The sequence below is a fragment of the Campylobacter concisus genome, from assembly GCF_902460675.1.
Taxonomy (GTDB): domain Bacteria; phylum Campylobacterota; class Campylobacteria; order Campylobacterales; family Campylobacteraceae; genus Campylobacter_A; species Campylobacter_A concisus_AJ.
Window position 1 is genome coordinate 553,213 of record NZ_CABPUQ010000001.1, and the last position, 21,710, is coordinate 574,922.

Sequence of the window (21,710 nt, forward strand, 5' to 3'; positions counted from 1 at the left end):
GCAAGCTATCATCTAAAGATCTTAAGCTCTTTTTAGTAGGGGTATTTTTTATTTTTATCACATTTTGCTTTATCTTCCAAATTTCATCATAAATTTGATCAAAATTTCCAAAAAATGCAGGTGAGAATATAATCAAAGTATCATCTTCTATAAAGCTTATATATCTATCTTTAAAAATTTCAAGCTCAAAAATTTCTGATCCCATATTGCTAAAAACTAGCGCTTGATTGTCCCTATCTAGCCCCATCACAAAGCCTCTTTTTATGATCAAAACATTCATGCATTTTAAAAATCTCTGAACTTTTGCCTCGTCATAAACATAGCTTAAAAGATAAAGCGTCATATCATCTAGCTGGCTACTTGAAAAGTCTTTGCATTTGCAATCCCAAAGGTAATTTCCTGGTCTTAAACACATCATTATAAAAGCAGCGTCTTGCATATATGCAAATTTTTTATCATCGCCTATTGATCTACTTTTTAGAGATTTTACATGCTTTTCTAGGTATTCATTTGGAGCTAGGATGTAACTATTTTTATCGTTTATATGCTGTTTTTGGCTCGGTACTAAATTTTGATCTAGCTTTATAAGCGCAAAAAACTCTTCACATATCTTCTCTAGTTTTATATTTATTTGCTTTCTTTTGCTCTTTATTTGTTCATCAAAATTTTTGATGTAGCCACGAAGTCTTGGAACATTTACTATTAGATCTTCGTCTTTACCACAAACTTTGCAAACTTCATCCATAAATTTTTTAGTCTGTTTATCTCTTTCTTTATCAACCAACTTTTTAAGTATAGGTAGATCATTTTCTTTACTAAAATCATAAAATTTACTAACAAAAAGAGAGAGTGCATATGTATTTACAATAGAGTTTAAAATAGGTGTTTGATGTATTTTTAGGTTATTATTTGGTTTCTTTTTGCTTCTACCATTAAAAAGTTTATATTCGACCTCGAATGACATATTTTATCCTTGTAAATAAAATAAGTAAATTTTATCAATATTTCATTGTTTTAATATAAAAATCTGCGTAAAACTGATGAACTACTAAATTTAAATTTGTGTTATCAAGTGATCTATAAAGAGAGCTGAAAATAAAACATATATTTATACAATTTAAGTATTCAGTAAGAATAATTCTTATATTATTTTTCACTTAGTAAATAAATTTCAAACATGGAATCAGTTATGAAAGATCTTTTTAAAATAGTAGTTTTTGTCGCTTTATCATTAAATTTCTTGTATGCAAAAGCTACGATACTAGTAGATGGCTACACAAAAAAATTGCTTTTTATGAACTTAAAAGATGGTGGCACTATCTATGTAGATAACGAAAAAAGAGGAGTGACATCTTTAAAAGAGCCAGTGTCCATTTTAGCCGAAAATGGCAATCATGAGATAAAAGTATGCTTTCCAGATGGGAAAAGCACAACACATAAAATATGCGGGGAGCAAAATGTCACCCTATCAAATAATGAACAAATCAATATAAAAATAAAAGCAGACAAACTTACCGAGATGTCGCCACTAGAAAAAAATGAAGCAAAATGCCAATATGGGGATTTAGGGGCTTGTATTATTTTGGGGATGAACTATTATAGTGATAAAAATGCACAAAAAGACTATAAAAAGGCAGATGAGCTATATCAAAAAGCTTGTGATGGTGGAAATATGAGTGGCTGTGTTGATGTTGGTTTTGCTTATATGTATGGCAAGGGTGTAGAAAAGGATATCAAAAAAGCGATAGATCTTTTTAAGAAAGCTTGCGAAAAAGGTGAAATGAGTGGATGCGTCGTTTTAGCAGATGAATTTGAACATGGCAAAGTGATAAAAAAAGATCCTATAGAGGCTATGCGCCTATATGAAAAAGCCTGCAATGGAGGCAATATGGCAGGTTGCGTTAAATTAGGGATCGCATATAAACATGGAACATGTGGTATAAAAAGTGTTTCAGAAGCAATAAAATTATTTGAAAAAGTTTGCGATAGTGGATATGAATGGGGATGCTACTATTTGGATCAGTTAAAATCTCAAAGATATAACTAGAGCCATATAAAAGGCTTTAGATAACGTAAAACTAACTAAAAGGGCGAGCAATTGCCCATCTTCTAACTATCTCAACCTCGTTTATATCTTCAAATTTGATCTTAGTTTTTACGATCATGAGAGTTTTATCTTTGAAATTTACATCTGAGACTAGTCCGCCAGATATTACGTAAGTAAAGCCGTCGTGGTAGCTCACGCGCACCTCATCAGCTATCTTTAGCTCGCTTATCTTTTTTAAAATTTCATCAACCTTGCTCTCATCAAGCTCGAGCTTTTCGCATTTTTCTCGCTCTTTTTGACGCAAGGCTCGCTCTAATGTAGAAAGAGGATTAAACGAGCTAAAAATTTTCGCCCTATCTTTACTCACCGCTCTTGTGCCCTCCGATCTTTTTGTTTCTATCTTGCCCAGTCGCCTCTGGTAGCAGGTCGATCGCGCGCAGGATCGAGTTTTTACCAAATTTCTCTTTTATCAAATTTAGTGATTTTAGCACCGCTTTTTCCTTAGCGTCATCTTCAAATAAGCTAAACTCAACCAAATTTTCTTTCACCACATCATTTGCTGATATGCCTATTTGCCTGATTAGCCCAACGTTTTTTATCTTGTTTAAAAGTAGCTCCTCAGCCGCGCTCATCAGCACGCTTGAGACATTTGTTGGCATTTTAAACCTCACGCTCGCACGTTGCTGAGGCTCAAGCTTATCGGCAAATCTCACATTTATCGTTAGCCCACTCGCCCTCACATCTTTGTTTATCATCCTAAGCGCGAGCCTGTCAGCCATCTCTTTTAGCACGATCACCGCCTCGCAGCGCTCGTAGTCTCTAGGCAAAATTTCTGAGCTAAAGTAGGACTTCGTGCTTGGTTTATAGGTCTTTATATCAGCTATCGTCGTTGGCTCTATACCGTTTGCGTGATCTATCGTGATGTAGGCATCGACGCCAAAAATTTTTTCAAGCAGGCTTTTTGGCGCATTTGCGATATCTTTCATGCAAAAGATGCCGCATTTTTCGAGCTTTAGCCTAGTTTGCTTACCGATACGCCAAAAGTCACTTAGCGGCTGATGTGTCCAGAGCTGCTTTTTATAAAGCTCTTCGTTAAGATAGGCGATGCCGTCATCTTGGTGCTTTGCTAGTATATCAAGCGCGATCTTTGCGAGGTATAAATTTGTCCCCATGCCACAAGTCGCCGTCACACCAGTCGTTTTTAGTATCTCATCCATCATCATCTTTGCCATCTCTTTTGCGCCAAGAGCGTAAAATTTCAAGTAAGAAGTGAGGTCTATGAAGCACTCATCGATCGAATAGACGTAGATGTCCTCTTTGGCGACATATTTTAGATAAATTTCATAGATCCTTGCGGCGTAGTCGATGTAAAACTGCATCCTAGGTGGCGCGATGATAAATTTGACATCCTTTGGTATCTCAAAGAGCCTGCAGCGGTTTTTCACCCCTTTTGCACGAAGCGCAGGGCTAACAGCTAAGCAGATGCCACCACTGCCACGACTAGCATCAGCCACGACTAGATCGGCCTTAAATGGATCAAGCCCACGCTCTACGCACTCAACCGAGGCGTAAAAGGACTTTAGGTCGATAACGGCGTAAATTTTGCTCTTTGGATTTTCATTTTTCATGAGAGGATTATAGATGAAATTTGGTAAAAGTTAGTTTGTAAATTTTGTTTGAAATGGCTTAAAAATTTAATAAAAATCTTTTAGAAAAAAGGCTAAATTTTAGTGCAAAAACCCCGCACAAAGATACCGCCTCCACTCACAGCTAAATAGCTCCGTGATCAGAAACTACGCCAAGCTGAGCGCAAAAGAGCCGTAAATGCCGCCAAAGCAAAAGGGTTCGCGACTAGCGACATGGTGAGAGTATTTAACGACAGGGGTGAAATTTTGGTTGATGCGCTTGTAGCTCATCATCCCAGAGCACGTCATCGCCATCTGCGAGGGTGCGTGGTATGCTCCTGAAATGCTAAGCAAAAGAGCCTTTGCAAACACGGCTGCGTCAATGTCCTAACTCGCAACAAAGACATATCTGACACCACTCAAAGCAACTGCGGACACGGGGTCTTAGCAAATTTAGAAATATATAAAGGCGAGATCAAGTTGGTCGCTGCGTTTTCTAAACCAAAAATTTTGCAATCTTTGCAGAATTTATAGAAATTTAGTCCTCGTTTTTTGGGGTGGCTAAGTCAAATTTAGCCGTAAATTTTCTTTAAATTTTCAAGCTTTGTGCTTGCATTTAGCAGTAGCATATCAGCAAGTACTAGCCTTATCATCGCGGTTGCGACGACGCTGCCACGTATGCCTATACAAGGATCATGCCTGCCTCTTAGCTCAAAATCCACCGCCTCGCCAGCTAAATTTAGCGTCTTTTGCTCTTTAAATATCGAAGGCGTTGGCTTAAAATGGCTCTTTAGCACGATCTCAGCCCCGCTGCTTATGCCGCCAAGTATGCCACCAGCGTTGTTGCTTAAAAAGCCAAGCTCGTCCATCTCGTCGTTGTTTGCTGAGCCAAGCATAGAGCTCACATTTACGCCAGCGCCGATCTCTACGGCTTTTACTCCGTTTATGCCCATTAAAGCTGCCGCTAGAGCGCTATCTAGCCTATCATAAAGTGGCTCGCCAAGACCAGCTGGCACGCCTCTAGCCACGCTTAAAACCACAGCTCCAACGCTATCGTGCTCGCTTCTAGCTTTATTTACAGCCTCTTTCATCGCCTCTTCGTTGCCAAGGGCGTAAATTTGCGAATTTTGGGCAAAATCAAAATCAATCTTGTCGCTAACAACTTTGCCAATGCCAAGCACACCGCTTAAAACTTCTATCTTAAGCTCATTTAAAAGTAGCTGTGCAAATGCCCCACCAGCAACCCTTACTGCTGTCTCTCTAGCACTTGCGCGCCCACCACCTCTGTGATCCCTGATGCCATATTTTTTAAAATATGTAAGATCAGCATGCCCTGGGCGGAAAATTTCACGTAAATTTTCATAGTCGTTTGACTTTTGGTTGTTGTTAAAAATGGCAAAACCTATCGGTGCGCCGGTACTCATGCCATCAAAGACGCCGCTAAAAATTTCTATCTTATCAGCCTCATCTCTTGCCGTTGTGAAGCTACTTTGCCCAGGGCGACGTTTATCAAGCTCGCTTTGGATGAAGTCTGCATCGATCTTTAGCCCAGCAGGTAGGCCGTCTATCACGCCACCGATCGCCACTCCATGGCTCTCACCAAAGCTAGTTAAGGTTAGTTTTTTGCCAAATGTATTCAAAATTTATCCTATTTTTTGATTTTTTCTAGTGCTATTTTTGCTGCGAGCTGTTGGGCTTGTTTTTTCGAGCTACCAACAGCACGTGAAATTTCTTTGCCATTTAGCAGTAGGGCTATCTCAAATTCTTTCTTATGATCAGGGCCAAAAGAGCCTATGAGCTCGTATGTTGGTATGACGCCAAGGGTCGCTTGAGTGACCTCTTGAAGGGCAGTTTTGTAGTCCTTTTCAAGGTGTGCAAAGTCGATCTGCGGATAGCAAAGCTCAAGCAGGCTAATAGAAATTTCTCTAACTTTAAGAAGTCCAGCCTCAAGGTAGATAGCGCCCATCACTGCTTCAAATGCGTCACTTAAAATGCTATCTTTCTCTCTACCGCCGTTGTTTTCTTCAGCTTGGCTAAGTCTTAAAAACTCGCCCATTTTTAGCCGTCTAGACATATTTGCAAAGCTTTTTTCATTGACAAGCGCGGCTCTTAGCTTGCTCATATCGCCCTCTGCGATCTTGCTAAATTTCTTAAAAAGATACTCAGCCACGAGCAGATCCATCACCGCATCGCCCAAAAACTCGAGCCTCTCGTTATTTAACGCCTGCTTAGTGCTTTTATGCGTTAGCGCCTCTTCTAAAAGCTCAGATTTTTTAAATTTATAGCCAAGATTACGTTCAAATTCTTCTAAATTTTTCATATCTTATTCTCATCTTTTATTTTTAATGCCTCGTTTCTTGCCATCTGGTCGCACTCCTCATTTTCAGGGTGCCCAGCGTGCCCTTTGACCCAGCTAGCCACGACTTTATGCGGCTTTGAAATCTCTAAATACTCCTGCCAAAGCTCGACATTTTTTACATTTTTAAAATTTCTCTTTTGCCAGTTTGCAAGCCACTCGTTTATGCTATTTACCACGTATGAGCTATCGGTTATTAGCCTCACTTCGCAGGGCTCTTTTAGCGCTTTTAGCCCCATTATCGCAGCTTTTAGCTCCATTTGATTATTTGTAGTATACGCCTCGCCACCACTTGCTTTTTTCTGCGCTTCATTAAATCTCAATATATACGCCCAGCCGCCAGCTCCAGGGTTTCCAAGGCACGAGCCATCACTAAAAAGTGTTACTATCTTCACTTGGTTTTTCTGTGATGTGGGATAAAATTTTCACACTTCCTAGCTCGTGACAGACCGGACAGCGGTAAAAGTGCATAGGAAATGAGTTTTTGCAGTTTTTGCAAACGTAGTTAAAGCTTAGCCCAGCTGCGTCAAATTTAGCATCTTTTAGCCTCTTTATGACATTTAGCTCAAAGCCATAAATTTCACATGGACCTTCTATATCGCCCTTTGCGTAAAAGAGGGATTTGTATTTTGCATCGTCTAAATTTATAGGCGTTTTTAGGTTGTAAAGTAGATCAAGCACATCTTCAAATTTGGCAAAATCTTTTAAATTTTCTAAATTTTCATTGTGCCTTATGAAAAGGGCTAAGATCATGCGCTTTAAAAGTTCAAAATTTTGACTAAGGTGCGAGAGAATTTCTACCTTTTCGCTAAAGCTTAAATTTCTATCATCTAGCGTGCTAATCGCCTTTATATAGGCCTTTTGATCTTTTACATTTGTCCCTAGCTCTTCAAGAGAATTTAGCGCATAAAGGGCTTCTTTATAATTTTTAAGCTTCTCATCTATCATCGTTAAAAAGCGAAGTGCTAGGACATTTCTAGGGCTTAGCTCGAGCGCTTTTTCAAAGACTTCGCTAGCTTTTTTTAAAAATCCAGCCTTAAAATAGACCTCTCCAAGCTCGTTTAGGATAAATTCCTTCTCGTTTTTATCTTTTACCTTTTCAAGTGCGATGAGATAGACGCCGATTGATTTTTCAAAGTCGCCATTTTTAGCGAAGGTCTGACCTAGCATGCTAAGGCTTGGTATATCTACTTCTGGGCTTTTTAGCATCTGCTTGTGCTCGTCGCTTATGCCATCTTTGCTGTCAAATTTCTTGATAAATTTCTCGATGCGTTTTTTCTCATCTTTGCTAGAAAATATGCCCCAAGCATAGCTTAAAGCGGCGATCATCAAGATGATACTAAATAGAATAATAAGGCTAAATATCGGATCTCTGTGTCCAATGAAAAAAATATCCACGCTAACACTTTGTAATAAAATTTTACTTTAATTATAACAAAGCAGTTGTATAATTTTGCTTATGATAGATCCAAAATCCATTGAAAAATTAAAAAACCAGATAGATATTGTTAGCATCATCGAGCAGTATATCCCTGTTAAAAAGATGGGCTCAAGCTACAAGTGCGTATGTCCGTTTCACGACGACAAAAACCCAAGCATGAGCATAAATCAAAACAAGCAGATGTATCACTGCTTTGCCTGCAAGGCTGGCGGAGATGCGGTTAAATTTGTGATGGATTATGAAAAGCTGACATACCCAGAGGCGATAGAAAAGATCGCTCAAATTTCAAATTTCAGCCTTGAATACACAAACGACAAGGTGCCAACGCAAAAAGAAAATAAGCACATTTTAGAAAAGGCAAATGCCTTTTATAGAAGTGAGTTTTACAAAAACGAAGCGGCTGTTAGATATATCAAGTCGCGCGGCATAAATGACGCTATGATCGAGAAATTTGAGCTTGGCTGGGCTGGGGATAGTAAAAGCACCATTAGGCTTTTGCAAAATGAAAACATAGAGCCTAAAGAGGCGCTTGAAGTTGGCATCGCAAAGCAAAATGAGAAGGGAATTTACGCTAGTTTCATCGAGCGCGTAACATTTCCTATCTACTCGCACACCACAAGGCTAGTTGGCTTTGGTGGTAGAACGATATCAGACCACCCTGCAAAATATGTAAATTCGCCCCAAAACTCGCTCTTTGACAAGTCAAAGCTGCTCTATGGCTACCACCTAGCTAGACAAAGCATCTTTGAGAAAAATCAGATAATAATAACAGAGGGCTATCTTGATGTCATCATGCTTCACTACGCTGGTTTTACAAACGCTGTTGCAGTGCTTGGCACCGCACTTACTACAAGCCACTTGCCGCTTTTAAAAAGAGGCGAGATAAGCGTAGTTCTTTGCTTTGACGGAGATGGCGCTGGCATAAATGCAGCTATAAAGTCCGCTCACTTGCTAAGCATAAATAAGATAGATACAAAAGTAGTCATCATAAGTAACGGCGCAGATCCTGCTGATATGGTCTTTGCAGGCAAGATAAAGGAGCTTAGTGAGCTCTTTGGCTCAGGCGAGGACGCGGTGAAATTTTATATAGAAAAGATCATGCAAAAGTATGACATCGCGCGCCCAATGCAAAGAGATAACTGCCTAAGCGAGATAAAAGCCTATATGGACGAGCTTGGAGAGGAGATAGCAAGCTCGTATGTGACTGAGGTTGCGGCAAGATTTAACCTCACTCCACAAAGCGTAGCAGATAGGTTTGGGCTAAAGCAGAAGCCAAAAAATGAAGCTAAATTTAAAAGAGAATTTAGAAAAAAAGATAAAGATGAATTTAGCAACTCTGTCATGGTAGATGAGGTGCCAGCTGTGATGAACAAAGACCCGCTAGAGTTTGCACTTTTTAAAACCATGCTAAATAACCCAAACTACAGAGATGAGATACTCTCAAAGCTTGGAGCTAGATACTTTATAAAGCATCCTGAGTATCTAAACGCCATCCTTTATAGATACGACGTGAGCGATGAGCAGATGGTTAGAGAAATTTTAATGGACGAAAAGATCCATGAGATCATTGACCCAACCACTTTGCAAAAGGCTATTTTAAATATGCAAATCGCATTTTACGAGAACGAACAGCAAATTTTAAAAGGCTCTGACAACCCAAATAAGATAGAAATTTTAGAAAAACTGCTATTTATCATCAAAGATCTCAAGACTCAGCTTTATAAAATTTAAGCAGAGCTTTTAACTAGCAACACAAAATCCTTGATACTCTGAAAGAAATGTAAAATAGCGTAAAACTGAGGGCATGGTAGAAGCTGACGAAACATTTGTGCCTATCTCGTGTAAATGTTGTCGCAAGGATTTTAATTTTCAACGCTCGGCAAAACATCGTGGCACGGCAAATACGAAGCGTGGATTATAAAAAGAATTAGTTTGTATGCCTTGCGTTGTTAATCTAAACGGCAAATCAGTAGCCAAAGTAGCAAATCTTGGTAAGCCAAATGTAAAGGCACTTAATAGCGTAATAGGTGGCAAAGTTGAGCGTGAAAGCGTATTTGTAACTGATAGCCTTAGAAGCTACCTAAGCTCTCAAATGAGATGAGCTTAAATCATATTAGAATACCACACAATAAATATTCTAATAGAAGTTTTAATATTCAAGTAGTTGATAACTATCATAGCTGTCTTAAATCAATCCTAGTGTATAATTTCAAAGATGTATCTAAAAAATATATTAATAATTATCTTGTTTATCACAACTTTGTAAATTTTGCAAAAGAAAGTAGAATGGATAAAGAGCAGATACTATTTAATCATATATTAAATACTGATTGTATTAGTAAGGTTGATAAACTAGGAGATAGACCAAGTGTGCCACTACTTGTGGTGTAATAAACCAAAAACATTTTAGAAAGGATATAAATGGCAAAAAATAAAAACTTACATCAGGCAAAAAATGCGAAAAAAGATGAGTTCTATACTCAACTTGGAGATATAGAAAACGAACTAAGACACTACGAAACACACTTTAAAGATAAAGTTGTCTTTTGTAACTGCGATGACCCCTATGAGAGCAATTTTTTTAGATATTTTGTCTTAAATTTCAACCGACTAGGGCTTAAAAAGCTAATTTGCACTTGCTATTATGATAGCCCTATATCTCAAACAAAAACAGGCAAAGACAAAGCACATAAAATAATAATCAATGAGATGAAAGATTTTGATAACAACGGAAGTATTGATTTAGACGATGCTAGGTTTATTATTGAAAAAGCCTTAAAAGATAGTGATGAAAATGTCTTATCGGTGCTAAAAGGCGATAAGACACAAACTAGTGACACTTCTCTCTCTCTCTCTCGCATAAGCCTGGCGACTTTCGCTCTGCAGAGTGCATAGAATTACTAAAACAAGCCGATATAGTAGTGACTAACCCGCCTTTTTCACTATTTCGTGAATATGTAACACAGCTCATTGAATATGATAAAAAATTTGTGATAATCGGTCATCAAAACGCTATAACATATAAAGAAATTTTTGGCTTGATAAAAAATAATAAAATTTGGCTAGGATTTGGATTTCGTGGCGGTGCTGGTCATTTTATAAATAAACATTATGAAGACTATGCAACAGCATCAAATCATATTGAAGGAATGATAAGAGTTTCAGGTGTGAATTGGTTCACAAATTTAGACATCAAAAAACGACACGAGAAATTTGAAACAATAGCAAGTTATCACAAAGACCCTAATCATTATCCAAAATACGACAACTACAATGCTATCAATGTGGATAAAACGATAGAAATTCCGCTTGATTATGACGGTGTTATGGGTGTGCCGATAACATTTTTAGACAAATACAACCCTGAGCAATTTGAGATTGTGGCTCTTGGAATTGTCGGCTCGGTCGATTTTACTTGCAATAAAAAAATGGAAATTTTAGATAAAAATGGCTTACCGACAGGCAAATTTACATTTAATGCCAAAGGAACACTTTATAGAAAATTTAATCCCAAAACAGACAAAACACCTGCATTTAAAGATTGTGAAACAGGCGAATTATATTCTAGTATTTACGCACGAATTTTAATAAAAAATAAAAACCCACAAAAAGGAAAAAAATGAAAATAGATTTGCAGCCTATAAAGGTAGTTGATTTAGTAAAGGATTATTTTCGTGATGATGAGAGTAGTCAAGTTAGCGGATATGGCGGCATACTAAATATCCGTCCAAAATATCAAAGAGAGTATGTCTACGATGATAAAAAGCGAAATGCGGTCATTGACACTGTTATAAAAGGCTTTCCGCTTAATACCATTTACTGGGCTAGACAAACAATGTCTAGCAATGAAGCAGAATTTGAAGTGCTAGATGGGCAACAAAGGACTATCTCAATTTGCGAATATGTAAAAGGAAGTTTTAGTATAGAAATAAATGGTCAGCCAAAACTATTTGATAATCTTACAAAAGACATACAAGAAAAAATCCTAAACTACAAACTAATGGTCTATATATGTGAGGGTAGCGATAGCGAAAAATTAGACTGGTTTAAGGTCATAAATATAGCAGGTGAGCAGCTAAAAGACCAAGAGTTAAGAAACGCTGTATATACAAGTGCGTGGCTGAGCGATGCAAAAGTGAAATTTTCAAAAAATAACTGCTTAGCGTATCAAAAGGGTTCAAAATACTTAACTGGTGCACCTATAAGACAAGAATACTTAGAAACTGCTATAAAGTGGATAACTGCTAAAAGCTACGATAAAGTAGGCGATGATAAAGATATATGCGAATATATGGCAAAAAATGCAAAAGATAGTAAAAACGCTGATGATTTATGGGGATATTTTAGTGGCGTAATAGACTGGGTAGAAATGAAATTCCCTAGATACCGTAAGGAAATGAAAGGATTGCCTTGGGGAGCCTATTATAATGAGTTTAAAAATAGCAATTTAGATAAAGATGAGTTAGAAACAATCATAAGTGAGTTAATGAAAGATAGTGATGTAGGAAGCAAGGGAGGAATTTATCCTTATTTATTGAGCGGCAATGAGAAGCATCTAAATATAAGGGCATTTGACAATAATCAAAAGCGTGAAGTCTATGAAAAGCAAAATGGAATTTGTGCGATATGTAAAAAGTATTTTGAGATAGAACAAATGGAAGCCGACCACATAATACCTTGGAGCGAGGGCGGAAAAACACAGCCTGATAATTGTCAAATGTTGTGTAAAAATTGTAACAGAACAAAATCAAATAAATAGCCATCTATCCAAAAGTGCCATTTTGGCACTTTTGTTTTTTTCTTATCTAGCAATACTTTTAGCACACAGAGCCTAAAATTTAAAAACTCACACTTTTTCAGCTTCAAATCATAAAATAAAATGTAAAATGCTTAAAGTAATAAATCTTTTTAAGATTGGCTTTATATTTTAAGGATTTATGATGATAGATGCTAAAAGATTTGAGAGAAATTTTAACGCTATAAGCGAGTTTGGAGCACTAAAAGGTGGTGGGCTAACAAGGCTAGCCTTTAGCAAAGAGGACCTCGAAGCAAGAGAATTTCTTATAAATTTGATAGAAAAAAATGGCTTTAAACTTAAAATTGACAATGTCGGCAATATCTACGCTATCTATGATGATGGCTGCGAGGCGGACGCGAAGCCAGTTTGTGTGGGTTCTCACATAGATAGCGTGCCAAATGGTGGCTTTTATGACGGCACACTTGGCGTCATGGCTGGTCTTGAGGCGCTAAGCTCTATAAAAGAGGCTGGCATCAAGCTAAAGCGCCCACTTTGGCTCATAAATTTCTGCTGTGAGGAGTCGAGCCGCTTTAAGACAGCCACTATCGGCAGTAAGATAATAAGCGGCAAACTAAGCCAGCAAAGGCTTCATGAGCTAAAAGATGAAGAAGGCATCTCGCTTTTTGAGGCGATGAGTGCGGCTGGGTTTAAACCACAAAATTTAGATGAAGCCATACTAAAAGAAAACTCCCTGCACGCCTATCTTGAGCTTCACATCGAGCAAGGCCCAGTTTTAGAGCGAAGCGCTATAAGCGTTGGCGTGGTAAGCGGGATTGCAGCTCCAATTAGGTTTGAGATAACAATACAGGGCAAGGCCGATCACAGCGGTGCAACTCCTATGAATATGCGTAGTGACGCCCTGCTTGCCGCTTCACACATCATAATCGCAGCAAATAAATTTGCTAAAAACAAAAAAACAGCTGTCGCAACCGTTGGCTACGCGCATGCAAAACCAGGCGTTTTAAATGTCGTGCCAGGCGAGGCAAGGCTTGGCGTTGATCTAAGAGATATCGATAAGGCAAGCTTAGAGGAGCTAAATTTAGAGCTTAGAAATTTTGTGGCTGAGCTAAGCCGTGAGCTTAAATTTAGCTACGAGATAAGGGAGCTAAGTAGCGACGAGCCAGTAAAACTAAGCGAATACGCCATAAATTTACTTGAAGATGAAGCCAAAAAGCTTGGCATAAAAACGCTTACTTTGCCAAGTGGGGCTGGGCATGATGCGATGAATTTAACAAAGCTTGCAAGCAGCGTTGGCATGCTCTTTATCCCTTGCGTAGATGGCATCAGTCACAACACCAAAGAGGCGATAAATTTCAAAGACGCCGTAGCAGCAACAAAAATTTTGACAAACGCACTAATTAGACTTTCAAACGAGGAGTAGTCATGGACAAAATAGCAAAATTAGCACTATCTTTAAAAGAGGATATGATCAAAGATCGCAGATACTTTCACTCGCACCCAGAAACTGGCTGGTTTACCTTTTTTACGACTGCGGTTTTGGCAAAAAGGCTTAGCGAGCTAGGATATGAAGTGAAGCTTGGCGAAGAGGTCGTAAAGAGCGATGCAAGGCTTGGAGTTGGCAGCAAAGAGCAGTGCCAAAAGGCGATCGAGCGGGCAAAAAGCCTTTTAAATCCTGACGAGGCAAAATACCTTGAATGCATGAAAGACGGCCTAACTGGCCTAACAGCCTTCATCGATACAAAAAGGCCTGGTAAATTTAGCGCATTTAGATTTGACATTGATAGCGTTGATGTGACAGAGAGCGCAGAGGCTGCTCATAGACCTTGTAAGGAGGGCTTTGGCTCAGATATCGCTGGTATCACGCATGCTTGTGGGCACGATGGACACATGGCGATGGGTCTAGCGCTTGCAAAGCTGATCGCTAAAAATTTAGACGATTTTAACGGTAAATTTAAATTTATATTTCAAACTGCAGAAGAGGGCACAAGAGGCGCTGTGGCTATGGAGGCTGCTGGGGTGCTTGATGGGGTTGAGTACCTACTTGGCGGACATATCGGCTTTCAAGCAGAAACAAATGGTGGCATAGTTTGTGGCACAAACAAACTGCTTGCAACTTCTAAATTTGACGTGCATATCACTGGCCGTTCAGCTCACGCAGCAGGAGCGCCGCAAGAGGGAGCAAACGCCCTTTTAGCCGCTGCTCAAATGGCTCTAAATATGCATGGCATCACAAGACACGCAAAGGGTGTGACTAGGATAAATGTGGGCGTTTTAAGAGCAGGCGAGGGCAGAAATGTCATAGCTCCAAACGGCTATCTAGCCTGCGAAACAAGGGGTGAGGATACAAATTTAAATGAATTTATGTATAAAAAATGCATGGATATCGTAAAAGGTGTGAGTGAAATTTATGACGTCGATAGCAAAGTCGTGATGACTGGGGGCACAAGCGGGGCAAATAGCGACAAAGAGGTGACTGAAATTTTCTATGAAGCGGCAAAGCAAAGCCCATTTATAGATGACGATAAGATCGTTAAAGAGCTTGACTTTGGCGCTTGCGAGGACTTCGCTCACTTTATGAGAGCTTTGCAAGATAGGGGCGCAAAGAGCGGATATATGATGATCGGTACAAATTTAAAAGCGGGCCATCACAACAGCAAATTTGACTTTGACGAGGAGTGCTTGGTCGCTGGGGTTGATATCTATCTAAGGGCTGCTTACAAACTAAATGGAGCTAAAAAATGAAAAATGCTTTACTAATCAGCGCTTCAAGCTACCAAGATACTGGCTACTTGAGACACTGCAAAAACTGGGTCAAGGACTTCTTGGGTGAGAGTGGCAAGGAGGAGATTTTATTTATCCCTTACGCTGGAGTCAGACGAACAAATGACGAATACGAGCAAAAGGTGATCGACCGCCTAAAAAATAAAAATATAAAGTCGATCCACCACTACGAGGATAAAATTTCAGCTATCAAAAATGCTAGCAGTATCGCAGTTGGCGGTGGTAATACCTTTATGCTGCTTTACACGCTTTATAAGCTAAATTTAATTGAGCCTATAAAAGAGGCTGTGGCAAATGGTGCAAAATACTTTGGCTGGTCAGCAGGCGCAAATATCGCTGGTAAGACGATGATGACGACAAATGATATGCCTATCATTATGCCAAAGTCCTTTGACAGCCTAAATATCTTCCCATATCAGATCAATCCGCACTTTATAAGTGGCAAACTAGCAGGTCATAACGGCGAGAGCAGGGAGGAGAGGCTAGAGGAGTTTTTGATAGCAAATCCAAAAGAGACTATCTACGCTTTGCCTGAGGGCACAGCTTTGCTTATAGCTGGTAGCGAAGCTGAGGTCATAGGACACAGCGAAATTTTAAAATTTGAGTATCAAAAAGAGATAGAAAAAATAGAAGTTGGAACTAAATTTAAAATCTAAACAAGGAGAGAGGTATGGAATCATTCAAGCTAATTGCTGCCATTCTTGGCATCGTTGCAGTTGTCGCACTTCTAGTCTTAAAAAAAGAGACAAGAACAGTGCTAATAGGTGTTGGTTTGGTGCTTTGTTTAATCGCACTAAAACCGATGGGGGCACTAAGTGCTTTTACTGACTATATGACTAAAGCAGGGCTTATAAAGGCTATTTGTGCTAGTATGGGTTTTGCTTTTGTTATGAAATACACAATGTGTGATAAGCACCTTGTTGCGCTTCTTACAAAGCCACTTAAAAACGTGGGATTTATCTTGATCCCTGTAACAACTGTGCTAACTTACTTTATAAATATCGCTATCCCTTCAGCTGCTGGCTGCTCGGCTGCTGTTGGCGCGACGCTTATACCGCTTCTAATGGCTTCAGGCGTTCGCCCTGCGATGGCTGGTGCGGCTGTTTTTGCAGGCACATTTGGCTCAGTCCTAAGCCCAGGCTCTGCGCATAACATATATGTGGCTGACCTTGTTAAAAAGACAGTTGAGGGATATACAGTTCAAGACATCATAAAAGTGCAAATTCCTAGCGCATTTACAGCTCTTGCTATCGTAGTTGTCATGCTAACTATCGTCGCAATATTATTTAAAGACTATCAAAAAGGTACAAATTTCACTCTTGAAAGCGGTGCCGCAAGCGAAGAGAAGTCAGCGTTTAAAGTAAATTTGATCTACGCTATTATGCCAATTGTCCCGCTTGTCATCTTGGTTATTGGCGGAACTAGCCTAGCAAAAGACTACAGCTTTTTGGCATGGACAAAGATGGGCGTTGCTGAGGCGATGATACTTGGTGCTATCATAGCTATCTTTGCTACTCTTACAAACCCGCAAAAGATCACAAAAGAGTTCTTTAACGGCATGGGTCACGCTTACGCTGATGTTATCGGTATCATCATCGCAGCTGGCGTCTTTGTCGCTGGCTTAAAGGCGTGCGGAGCTGTTGATGTGGTCATAGCGTGGCTAAAAACCGATCAAAGCTACGTTAAATTTGGCGGAACATTTGTGCCATTTATCATGGGTATAGTTACAGGCTCAGGCGACGCTGCTACATTTGCATTTAACGAAGCTGTCACAACAAATGCTGCTGCTCTTGGCTTTGAGCAAGATAAGCTTGGCATGGCTGCGGCAATCGCAGGCTCACTTGGACGTTCAGCTTCTCCGATCGCTGGTGCTGCTATCGTTTGTGCAGGTATTGCTATGGTTAGCCCAGTCGAGCTTGCAAAAAGGACATTTTTAGGTATGTTTCTCTCTGTTGTGGCGATCGCATTTTTCGTCATCTAAGGATGAAAGATGGATATCGTAGAGAGATTTATAAACTATACGAAATTTAACACCACGACAAATAAAGAGAATGGATTAAAAGGCATCATGCCTTCTAATCCAACCGAGTATGAGCTAGCCAAATTTATCAAAGATGAGCTTAGCTCGCTTGGTATAAAAGATATCATCTTGCAAGATAATGCCATCTTGATAGCAAAAATTCCTGCAAACTGCGAAAATGCTCCAAGTATCGCCTTTTTTGCGCACTTAGATACAAGTAGCGAGCAAAAAAACGACACAAAAGCGAAGATAGTAAAATACACAGGCGGCGACATCTGCCTAAACGAAGAGCAGGGCATCTATCTTAAATTTGGCGACAACCCAGAGCTTAAAAAATACGTTGGTGACGACATAGTCGTGACTGACGGCACTAGCTTGCTTGGCGCTGATGATAAAGCGGCGATCGCTAGTATCGTAAATATGGCTAGCTTTTTCATGCAAAATCCTGAGGTCAAGCATGGCAAGATCGTGATCTGCTTCGTGCCTGATGAGGAGCAGGGCTTGCTTGGTGCAAAGGCACTTGATGTAAATTTGCTTGGGGCTGATTTTGGCTACTGCTTAGACTGCTGCGAGATAGGCGAGCTAATATATGAAAACTGGAACGCAGCCGACTGCACGATGGTCTTTAAAGGCGTTTCGGCTCATCCGATGAATGCAAAGGGCAAGCTTGTAAATTCGCTACTTCTTGCGCATAAATTTATCTCGCTTTTACCAGGCGGTGAAGTGCCAGAGTGCACCGAGGGCAAAGAGGGCTACTTCTGGGTGAAAGAGCTTAGCGGAAACAGCGCGAAAACGACGCTCAAGATCGACATTAGAGAATTTGACGAGGTGAAATTTCAAAAAAGGCTTGAGTTTTTAAGTGAGATGGCAAGCTCTTTTAATAAAATTTATGGAGATCGTTGCGAGATCACGCTAAAAACACGATATGAAAATGTCTTTAAGTTCTTAAAAGATGAAAACTCACTGCCTATAAAACTGGCAAAAGATGCCTTTAGTGAGCTAAATATCACGCCAAACATAAAGCCGATGCGAGGCGGATACGACGGTGCTGCGATCTCTGCAAAGGGCGTACCAACGCTAAATTTATTCACAGGCGGAAACAACTTTCACTCCGTCTTCGAGTACTTGCCAGTTAGCAGCCTAAAAGCCGCAAGCGAAGTGATTAAAAAAATCGTAATTAACGCTGCTAAATAAACTTCATAAAAGCCTAGATTTAGTAAATTTAGGCTTTAAATTTTACTTTCAGGACAAAAATGAAGGCTTTAGCTTTGTTTAGCGGAGGGCTTGATAGCATGCTCTCTATGAAAATAATAAGCGATCAAAATATCGAAGTGGTCGCACTTTATATGGATACTGGATTTGGCGTGGATGAGGAGAAGCACGAAGTTTTAAGGCGCCGTGCAGCCTTGGCAGGGGCTAGCCTAAAGGTGGTTGATATGAGAAACGAGTATCTTCGTGACGTGCTTTTTAACCCAAAATACGGCTACGGCAAGCAGTTTAACCCTTGCATCGACTGCCACGGATATATGTTTAAAACCGCTCTTAATATGCTAAAAAGCGAAAATGCAAATTTTATAATCACTGGCGAAGTCGTGGGGCAAAGACCGATGAGCCAGCGCAGAGACGCACTTTTTCAGGTTAAGCGTCTAGCTGATGATGAGGATGATCTAGTGCTTCGTCCGATGTGCGCTAAGCTCTTGCCACCAACTAAGCCAGAGCGCGAGGGCTGGGTCGATAGAGAGAAGCTGCTTGACATAAGCGGGCGTGATAGAAAGCCGCAGCTTGCTTTGGCGAAGGAATTTGGCTTTGAGGACTTTGCAACGCCTGGAGGTGGGTGTTTGCTAACGATCGAGAGCTTTGCTGTAAAGATAAAAGACTATTTGAAATTTGACAAAGAGATGCGAGATATCGACGTTACGTGGCTAAAGCTTGGTAGGCATCTGCGCTTGGTTGATGGAGCTAAAATGATAATAGGCCGTGATGAGAGTGATAATAACGCACTTTTGGCTCATCCAAATGATAAATTTGAGCAGGTTAAATTTAAAGAGAGCGATGACATCGTGGGAGCTGTTAGCTTCATAAGTAAAAACGCAAGCATTGCCGACAAAGAGCTTGCTGCAAGGCTCGCACTTGCTTATACAAAAGCTAGCAAAGAAGATGAATTTGAAGTTAGCATCGCTAATGAAAAATTTATCATCAAACCTGAAGATAAAAAGCTAGCGCAAGAGTTTTTTGTGAAGTAAATCCAAATTTGCAAAGAAATTTGCTCTAAATTTCTTTGCAATATCTAAAATTTTATAACTATTTCAAACCCCCATAAAATCTAAATTTACAAAATTCCCAGTCATAAATATGTCACAACTGTACCAAAGTACAATGGTTTGATTTTAATAAAACCGTTAAATTTAGGAAAAAATTTAAAAAGGGAGATGCATGTCAAAGGAAATAGGCGTAGTAAAAAATGTAACGCAAGGAAGCGTAAAAGCTGTAAGTCTAACAGGCGAAAGCAGAGAATTAAAAGTAGGTGACATAGTATATCAAGGAGAAAAGATAGTCACTGAATCAACTGACGCAAAAGTAGTAATAGCAAAAGCAGATGGAAAAGAGATAAGCCTAATAGGTAAAGACTCAATAAATTTAGACCAAAGCGTTAGTGAAAATTCTCAAACAACAGCAGATATCACTTCACTTCAAAAAGCAATCTTAAGCGGTGAAGGTTTAGCTGGTTTAGAAGAGACTGCAGCTGGTGGAAACCAAGCAGGTGGAAACGCTGGAGGTGACGGAGTAAGTCTTGGTGCTGCTAGCTTTGCACAGGGTGGTCACTACTCAAATATAAGTGCGAATTTTAATAATCTCGGCGACCTAGGTGCTACATTTGAAGCTCCAGTTAGCTCAGTCGGCGGCGGACAAAGTGAAAATTTAGGTGACGGAGCGGCTACTGATAACGTAGTACCACCACAACCACCATTGCCACCACAGCCAAATGGAATAATCAAAATCCCACTCTCAGCTCACAAGGGCGAGGACCCAGCGGCTGATCTGATACCGGCATTTACGACAAAGATACCTAGCGGATATAGCGTACAAAAGCAAGGTGATGGCAGAAGCTACCTAGTACCTGATGATGGTGTGAATGAATTTACATATAACAATGGCTGGTACGTGAGCAACGACAGCCAGCTAGCTATCGGCCAAGATGAGGCTAAAAAGCTAGCAGTAACGAGCAACGCAAACGAGGGCAACTACCCAGATGATGGCACTATTGCAAAGATAGTAGCTCCAAATGCACAGCTAAACGTTTTTGGCTCAGATTTTAAAGATAATATAGTTGTAGATAATGCGCAGATAAACAATGTCTACGGCGGCGTTGGTGTTGATAAAATTTCAGGTATAAATTCTGCAAAGCTTAGCAATATCTCTGGTGGCTCAGGTGGTGACGTGGTCGATCTAAACAAAACTACGATCACTGGCATAGTTGTGGGCAACGATGGCGACGACACTATAAATGTAGATAATGGCTCAAAAGTTGCTAAAAGCGTATATGGAAACGACGGAAAAGACACTATAACGATAGATAATAGCTCTGTTGTTAGTAAGAATGTATTTGGTAACGCTGGCGAAGATACGATAGTAGTTCAAGGCGGTGCCAAAGTGGACGGCTGGGTGCTTGGTGATACAAAGACTAAAAACGATATGCATGAAAAACAGGTAGATCCATCTCTGGATATAACAGATAATGGCGCTGGTAATGACATCATAAAAATAAGCGGCGCAGGAACTAGTGTAAAAAATATAGGTGGTGGAAACGGCATTGATACTATCACGGCAGAAAAGGGTGCTCATGTTGGACTTATCCAAGCAGACGAGGGCGACGATATCATAACTGTAACTGGTGCTGGCACATTTACAAGCGCAGTAAATGGCAGAGGTGGCGACGATACTATCTTGGTTAGCGACCAAGCAAAGGTTGAAGGCATAGTTGGTAGATGGGGCAATGACGACATAACTGTAACAGGTGCTGGCACTACTGTGACTGAGTATGTACAGGGCAACGAAGATGCTGATACTATTAGAATTTTAGATGGAGCCACTGTAAATCAATATGTAAGCGGCGGTCGTGGTGAAAACCCTGATGTATATGGCGGAGCTCAAGACTCTGATAAAAACAAAATAATCATCGAAAACGCCACAGTAAGAGGTGACGTAGAGGGCGGCAGCACTAGTGGCGGTGATAGTAAGATCGAAATTTCAGGCTCTACTATAAATGGTAAAGTAGTTGGCTCTAGCGACGGTATAAAAGTTAGCAAACTTACCATAGAAGACAGCTCTGTGGACTTTAGTAAGGTTGAGAAAATAACAAGCCTTGAGCTTGGTGGAGCTGATAAAAATTTAAATATCACGCTAACTAAAGATGATATCTTTAGAAACAATGAGCTTAAGATAGACGGCGAAGAAGGCGATAAAGTAACGCTAACTGGTGGCTTTACAGAGGCTGGCTCACATGATGGCTACAAAACATACACGGCAACTACTCATGCAGGTGCTACGGTAAGTGTTGAGATAAAAAACGACGTCGTTGTAGATATATAATAAATTTGGTCTAAAAGGGAAACCTTTTGGACCGAAATGCTTTTTTCGTATATAAATTTGTTAAATTTTTACAGGAATGCAGCTTAAATTT

At 39.9% G+C, this 21,710-nt stretch carries 18 protein-coding genes and 2 pseudogenes; 13 read left to right on the plus strand and 7 right to left on the minus strand.

Features of this window, described 5'->3' with window-relative positions; translation table 11 throughout:
* Positions 1-964: hypothetical protein (locus F3G88_RS10195; protein WP_188117453.1), on the minus strand; the 964-nt coding region annotated here is incomplete at its 3' end.
* Positions 965-1,189: 225 nt separating this feature from the next.
* Here F3G88_RS10195 and F3G88_RS02670 point away from each other — a divergent pair.
* Positions 1,190-2,047: a tetratricopeptide repeat protein gene (locus F3G88_RS02670; protein WP_180999944.1), complete on the plus strand. Its 858-nt coding sequence runs from the start codon at positions 1,190-1,192 to the stop codon at positions 2,045-2,047.
* A gap of 31 nt (positions 2,048-2,078) precedes the next feature.
* Here the strand turns inward: F3G88_RS02670 and F3G88_RS02675 are convergent, their stop codons facing one another.
* The 6 genes from F3G88_RS02675 to F3G88_RS02705 form a co-directional block, all read right to left on the minus strand.
* Complete coding sequence (locus F3G88_RS02675) at positions 2,079-2,414, minus strand: YolD-like family protein (protein ID WP_149715304.1); 336 nt, start codon at positions 2,412-2,414, stop codon at positions 2,079-2,081.
* Positions 2,407-3,675, minus strand: coding sequence for a Y-family DNA polymerase (locus F3G88_RS02680; RefSeq protein WP_149715305.1), 1,269 nt, complete (start codon positions 3,673-3,675; stop codon positions 2,407-2,409). The genes F3G88_RS02675 and F3G88_RS02680 overlap by 8 nt, the downstream gene beginning before the upstream one ends.
* A gap of 569 nt (positions 3,676-4,244) precedes the next feature.
* Complete coding sequence (gene aroC, locus F3G88_RS02690) at positions 4,245-5,312, minus strand: chorismate synthase (protein ID WP_048809745.1); 1,068 nt, start codon at positions 5,310-5,312, stop codon at positions 4,245-4,247.
* A gap of 8 nt (positions 5,313-5,320) precedes the next feature.
* Positions 5,321-5,992: a ribonuclease III gene (gene rnc, locus F3G88_RS02695; protein WP_103571810.1), complete on the minus strand. Its 672-nt coding sequence runs from the start codon at positions 5,990-5,992 to the stop codon at positions 5,321-5,323.
* A complete protein-coding gene (gene rnhA, locus F3G88_RS02700) occupies positions 5,989-6,423 on the minus strand; it encodes a ribonuclease HI (protein WP_149715306.1) in 435 nt (144 codons plus the stop codon). Before rnhA ends, rnc begins: the two co-directional genes overlap by 4 nt.
* Positions 6,401-7,426 carry a tetratricopeptide repeat protein gene (locus F3G88_RS02705; RefSeq protein WP_103575680.1) on the minus strand — a complete coding sequence of 342 codons (1,026 nt, stop codon included), beginning with the start codon at positions 7,424-7,426 and terminating at the stop codon, positions 6,401-6,403. Before F3G88_RS02705 ends, rnhA begins: the two co-directional genes overlap by 23 nt.
* Before the next feature lie 61 nt (positions 7,427-7,487).
* Here F3G88_RS02705 and dnaG point away from each other — a divergent pair, with 61 nt between their 5' ends.
* From dnaG to F3G88_RS02765, 12 genes and pseudogenes are all read left to right on the plus strand, one after another.
* Positions 7,488-9,200 carry a DNA primase gene (gene dnaG, locus F3G88_RS02710; RefSeq protein ID WP_188117454.1) on the plus strand — a complete coding sequence of 571 codons (1,713 nt, stop codon included), beginning with the start codon at positions 7,488-7,490 and terminating at the stop codon, positions 9,198-9,200.
* Positions 9,201-9,217: 17 nt separating this feature from the next.
* Positions 9,218-9,860 (plus strand): annotated as a pseudogene (locus tag F3G88_RS02715) (IS1595 family transposase); the annotation flags it as partial.
* Positions 9,861-9,890: 30 nt separating this feature from the next.
* Positions 9,891-10,364 carry an adenine-specific methyltransferase EcoRI family protein gene (locus F3G88_RS02720; RefSeq protein WP_103617900.1) on the plus strand — a complete coding sequence of 158 codons (474 nt, stop codon included), beginning with the start codon at positions 9,891-9,893 and terminating at the stop codon, positions 10,362-10,364.
* A pseudogene (locus F3G88_RS02725) lies at positions 10,337-11,092 on the plus strand (adenine-specific methyltransferase EcoRI family protein); the annotation flags it as partial. The gene F3G88_RS02720 and the pseudogene F3G88_RS02725, both read left to right, overlap by 28 nt.
* Positions 11,089-12,228 carry an HNH endonuclease family protein gene (locus tag F3G88_RS02730; RefSeq protein WP_021092718.1) on the plus strand — a complete coding sequence of 380 codons (1,140 nt, stop codon included), beginning with the start codon at positions 11,089-11,091 and terminating at the stop codon, positions 12,226-12,228. The pseudogene F3G88_RS02725 and the gene F3G88_RS02730, both read left to right, overlap by 4 nt.
* Before the next feature lie 181 nt (positions 12,229-12,409).
* Positions 12,410-13,648 carry a M20 family metallo-hydrolase gene (locus tag F3G88_RS02735; RefSeq protein WP_149715309.1) on the plus strand — a complete coding sequence of 413 codons (1,239 nt, stop codon included), beginning with the start codon at positions 12,410-12,412 and terminating at the stop codon, positions 13,646-13,648.
* Positions 13,649-13,650: 2 nt separating this feature from the next.
* Positions 13,651-14,970, plus strand: coding sequence for an amidohydrolase (locus tag F3G88_RS02740; protein WP_103581621.1), 1,320 nt, complete (start codon positions 13,651-13,653; stop codon positions 14,968-14,970).
* Positions 14,967-15,665: a dipeptidase PepE gene (gene pepE / locus F3G88_RS02745; RefSeq protein ID WP_149703307.1), complete on the plus strand. Its 699-nt coding sequence runs from the start codon at positions 14,967-14,969 to the stop codon at positions 15,663-15,665. Before F3G88_RS02740 ends, pepE begins: the two co-directional genes overlap by 4 nt.
* A gap of 14 nt (positions 15,666-15,679) precedes the next feature.
* On the plus strand, positions 15,680-16,990 hold the full coding sequence (gene dcuC / locus F3G88_RS02750) for a C4-dicarboxylate transporter DcuC (protein WP_149703308.1): 1,311 nt from the start codon (positions 15,680-15,682) through the stop codon (positions 16,988-16,990).
* 9 nt (positions 16,991-16,999) lie between these two features.
* Positions 17,000-18,223, plus strand: a complete 1,224-nt coding sequence (pepT, locus tag F3G88_RS02755; RefSeq protein WP_149715310.1) for a peptidase T — start codon at positions 17,000-17,002, stop codon at positions 18,221-18,223.
* Positions 18,224-18,282: 59 nt separating this feature from the next.
* The gene (locus tag F3G88_RS02760; RefSeq protein ID WP_149715311.1) at positions 18,283-19,272 is read left to right on the plus strand and encodes an argininosuccinate synthase domain-containing protein; all 990 of its coding nucleotides are present in this window, start codon (positions 18,283-18,285) and stop codon (positions 19,270-19,272) included.
* Between the two features lie 190 nt (positions 19,273-19,462).
* On the plus strand, positions 19,463-21,619 hold the full coding sequence (locus tag F3G88_RS02765) for a retention module-containing protein (RefSeq protein ID WP_149715312.1): 2,157 nt from the start codon (positions 19,463-19,465) through the stop codon (positions 21,617-21,619).
* The last annotated feature ends 91 nt before the right edge of the window (positions 21,620-21,710 follow it).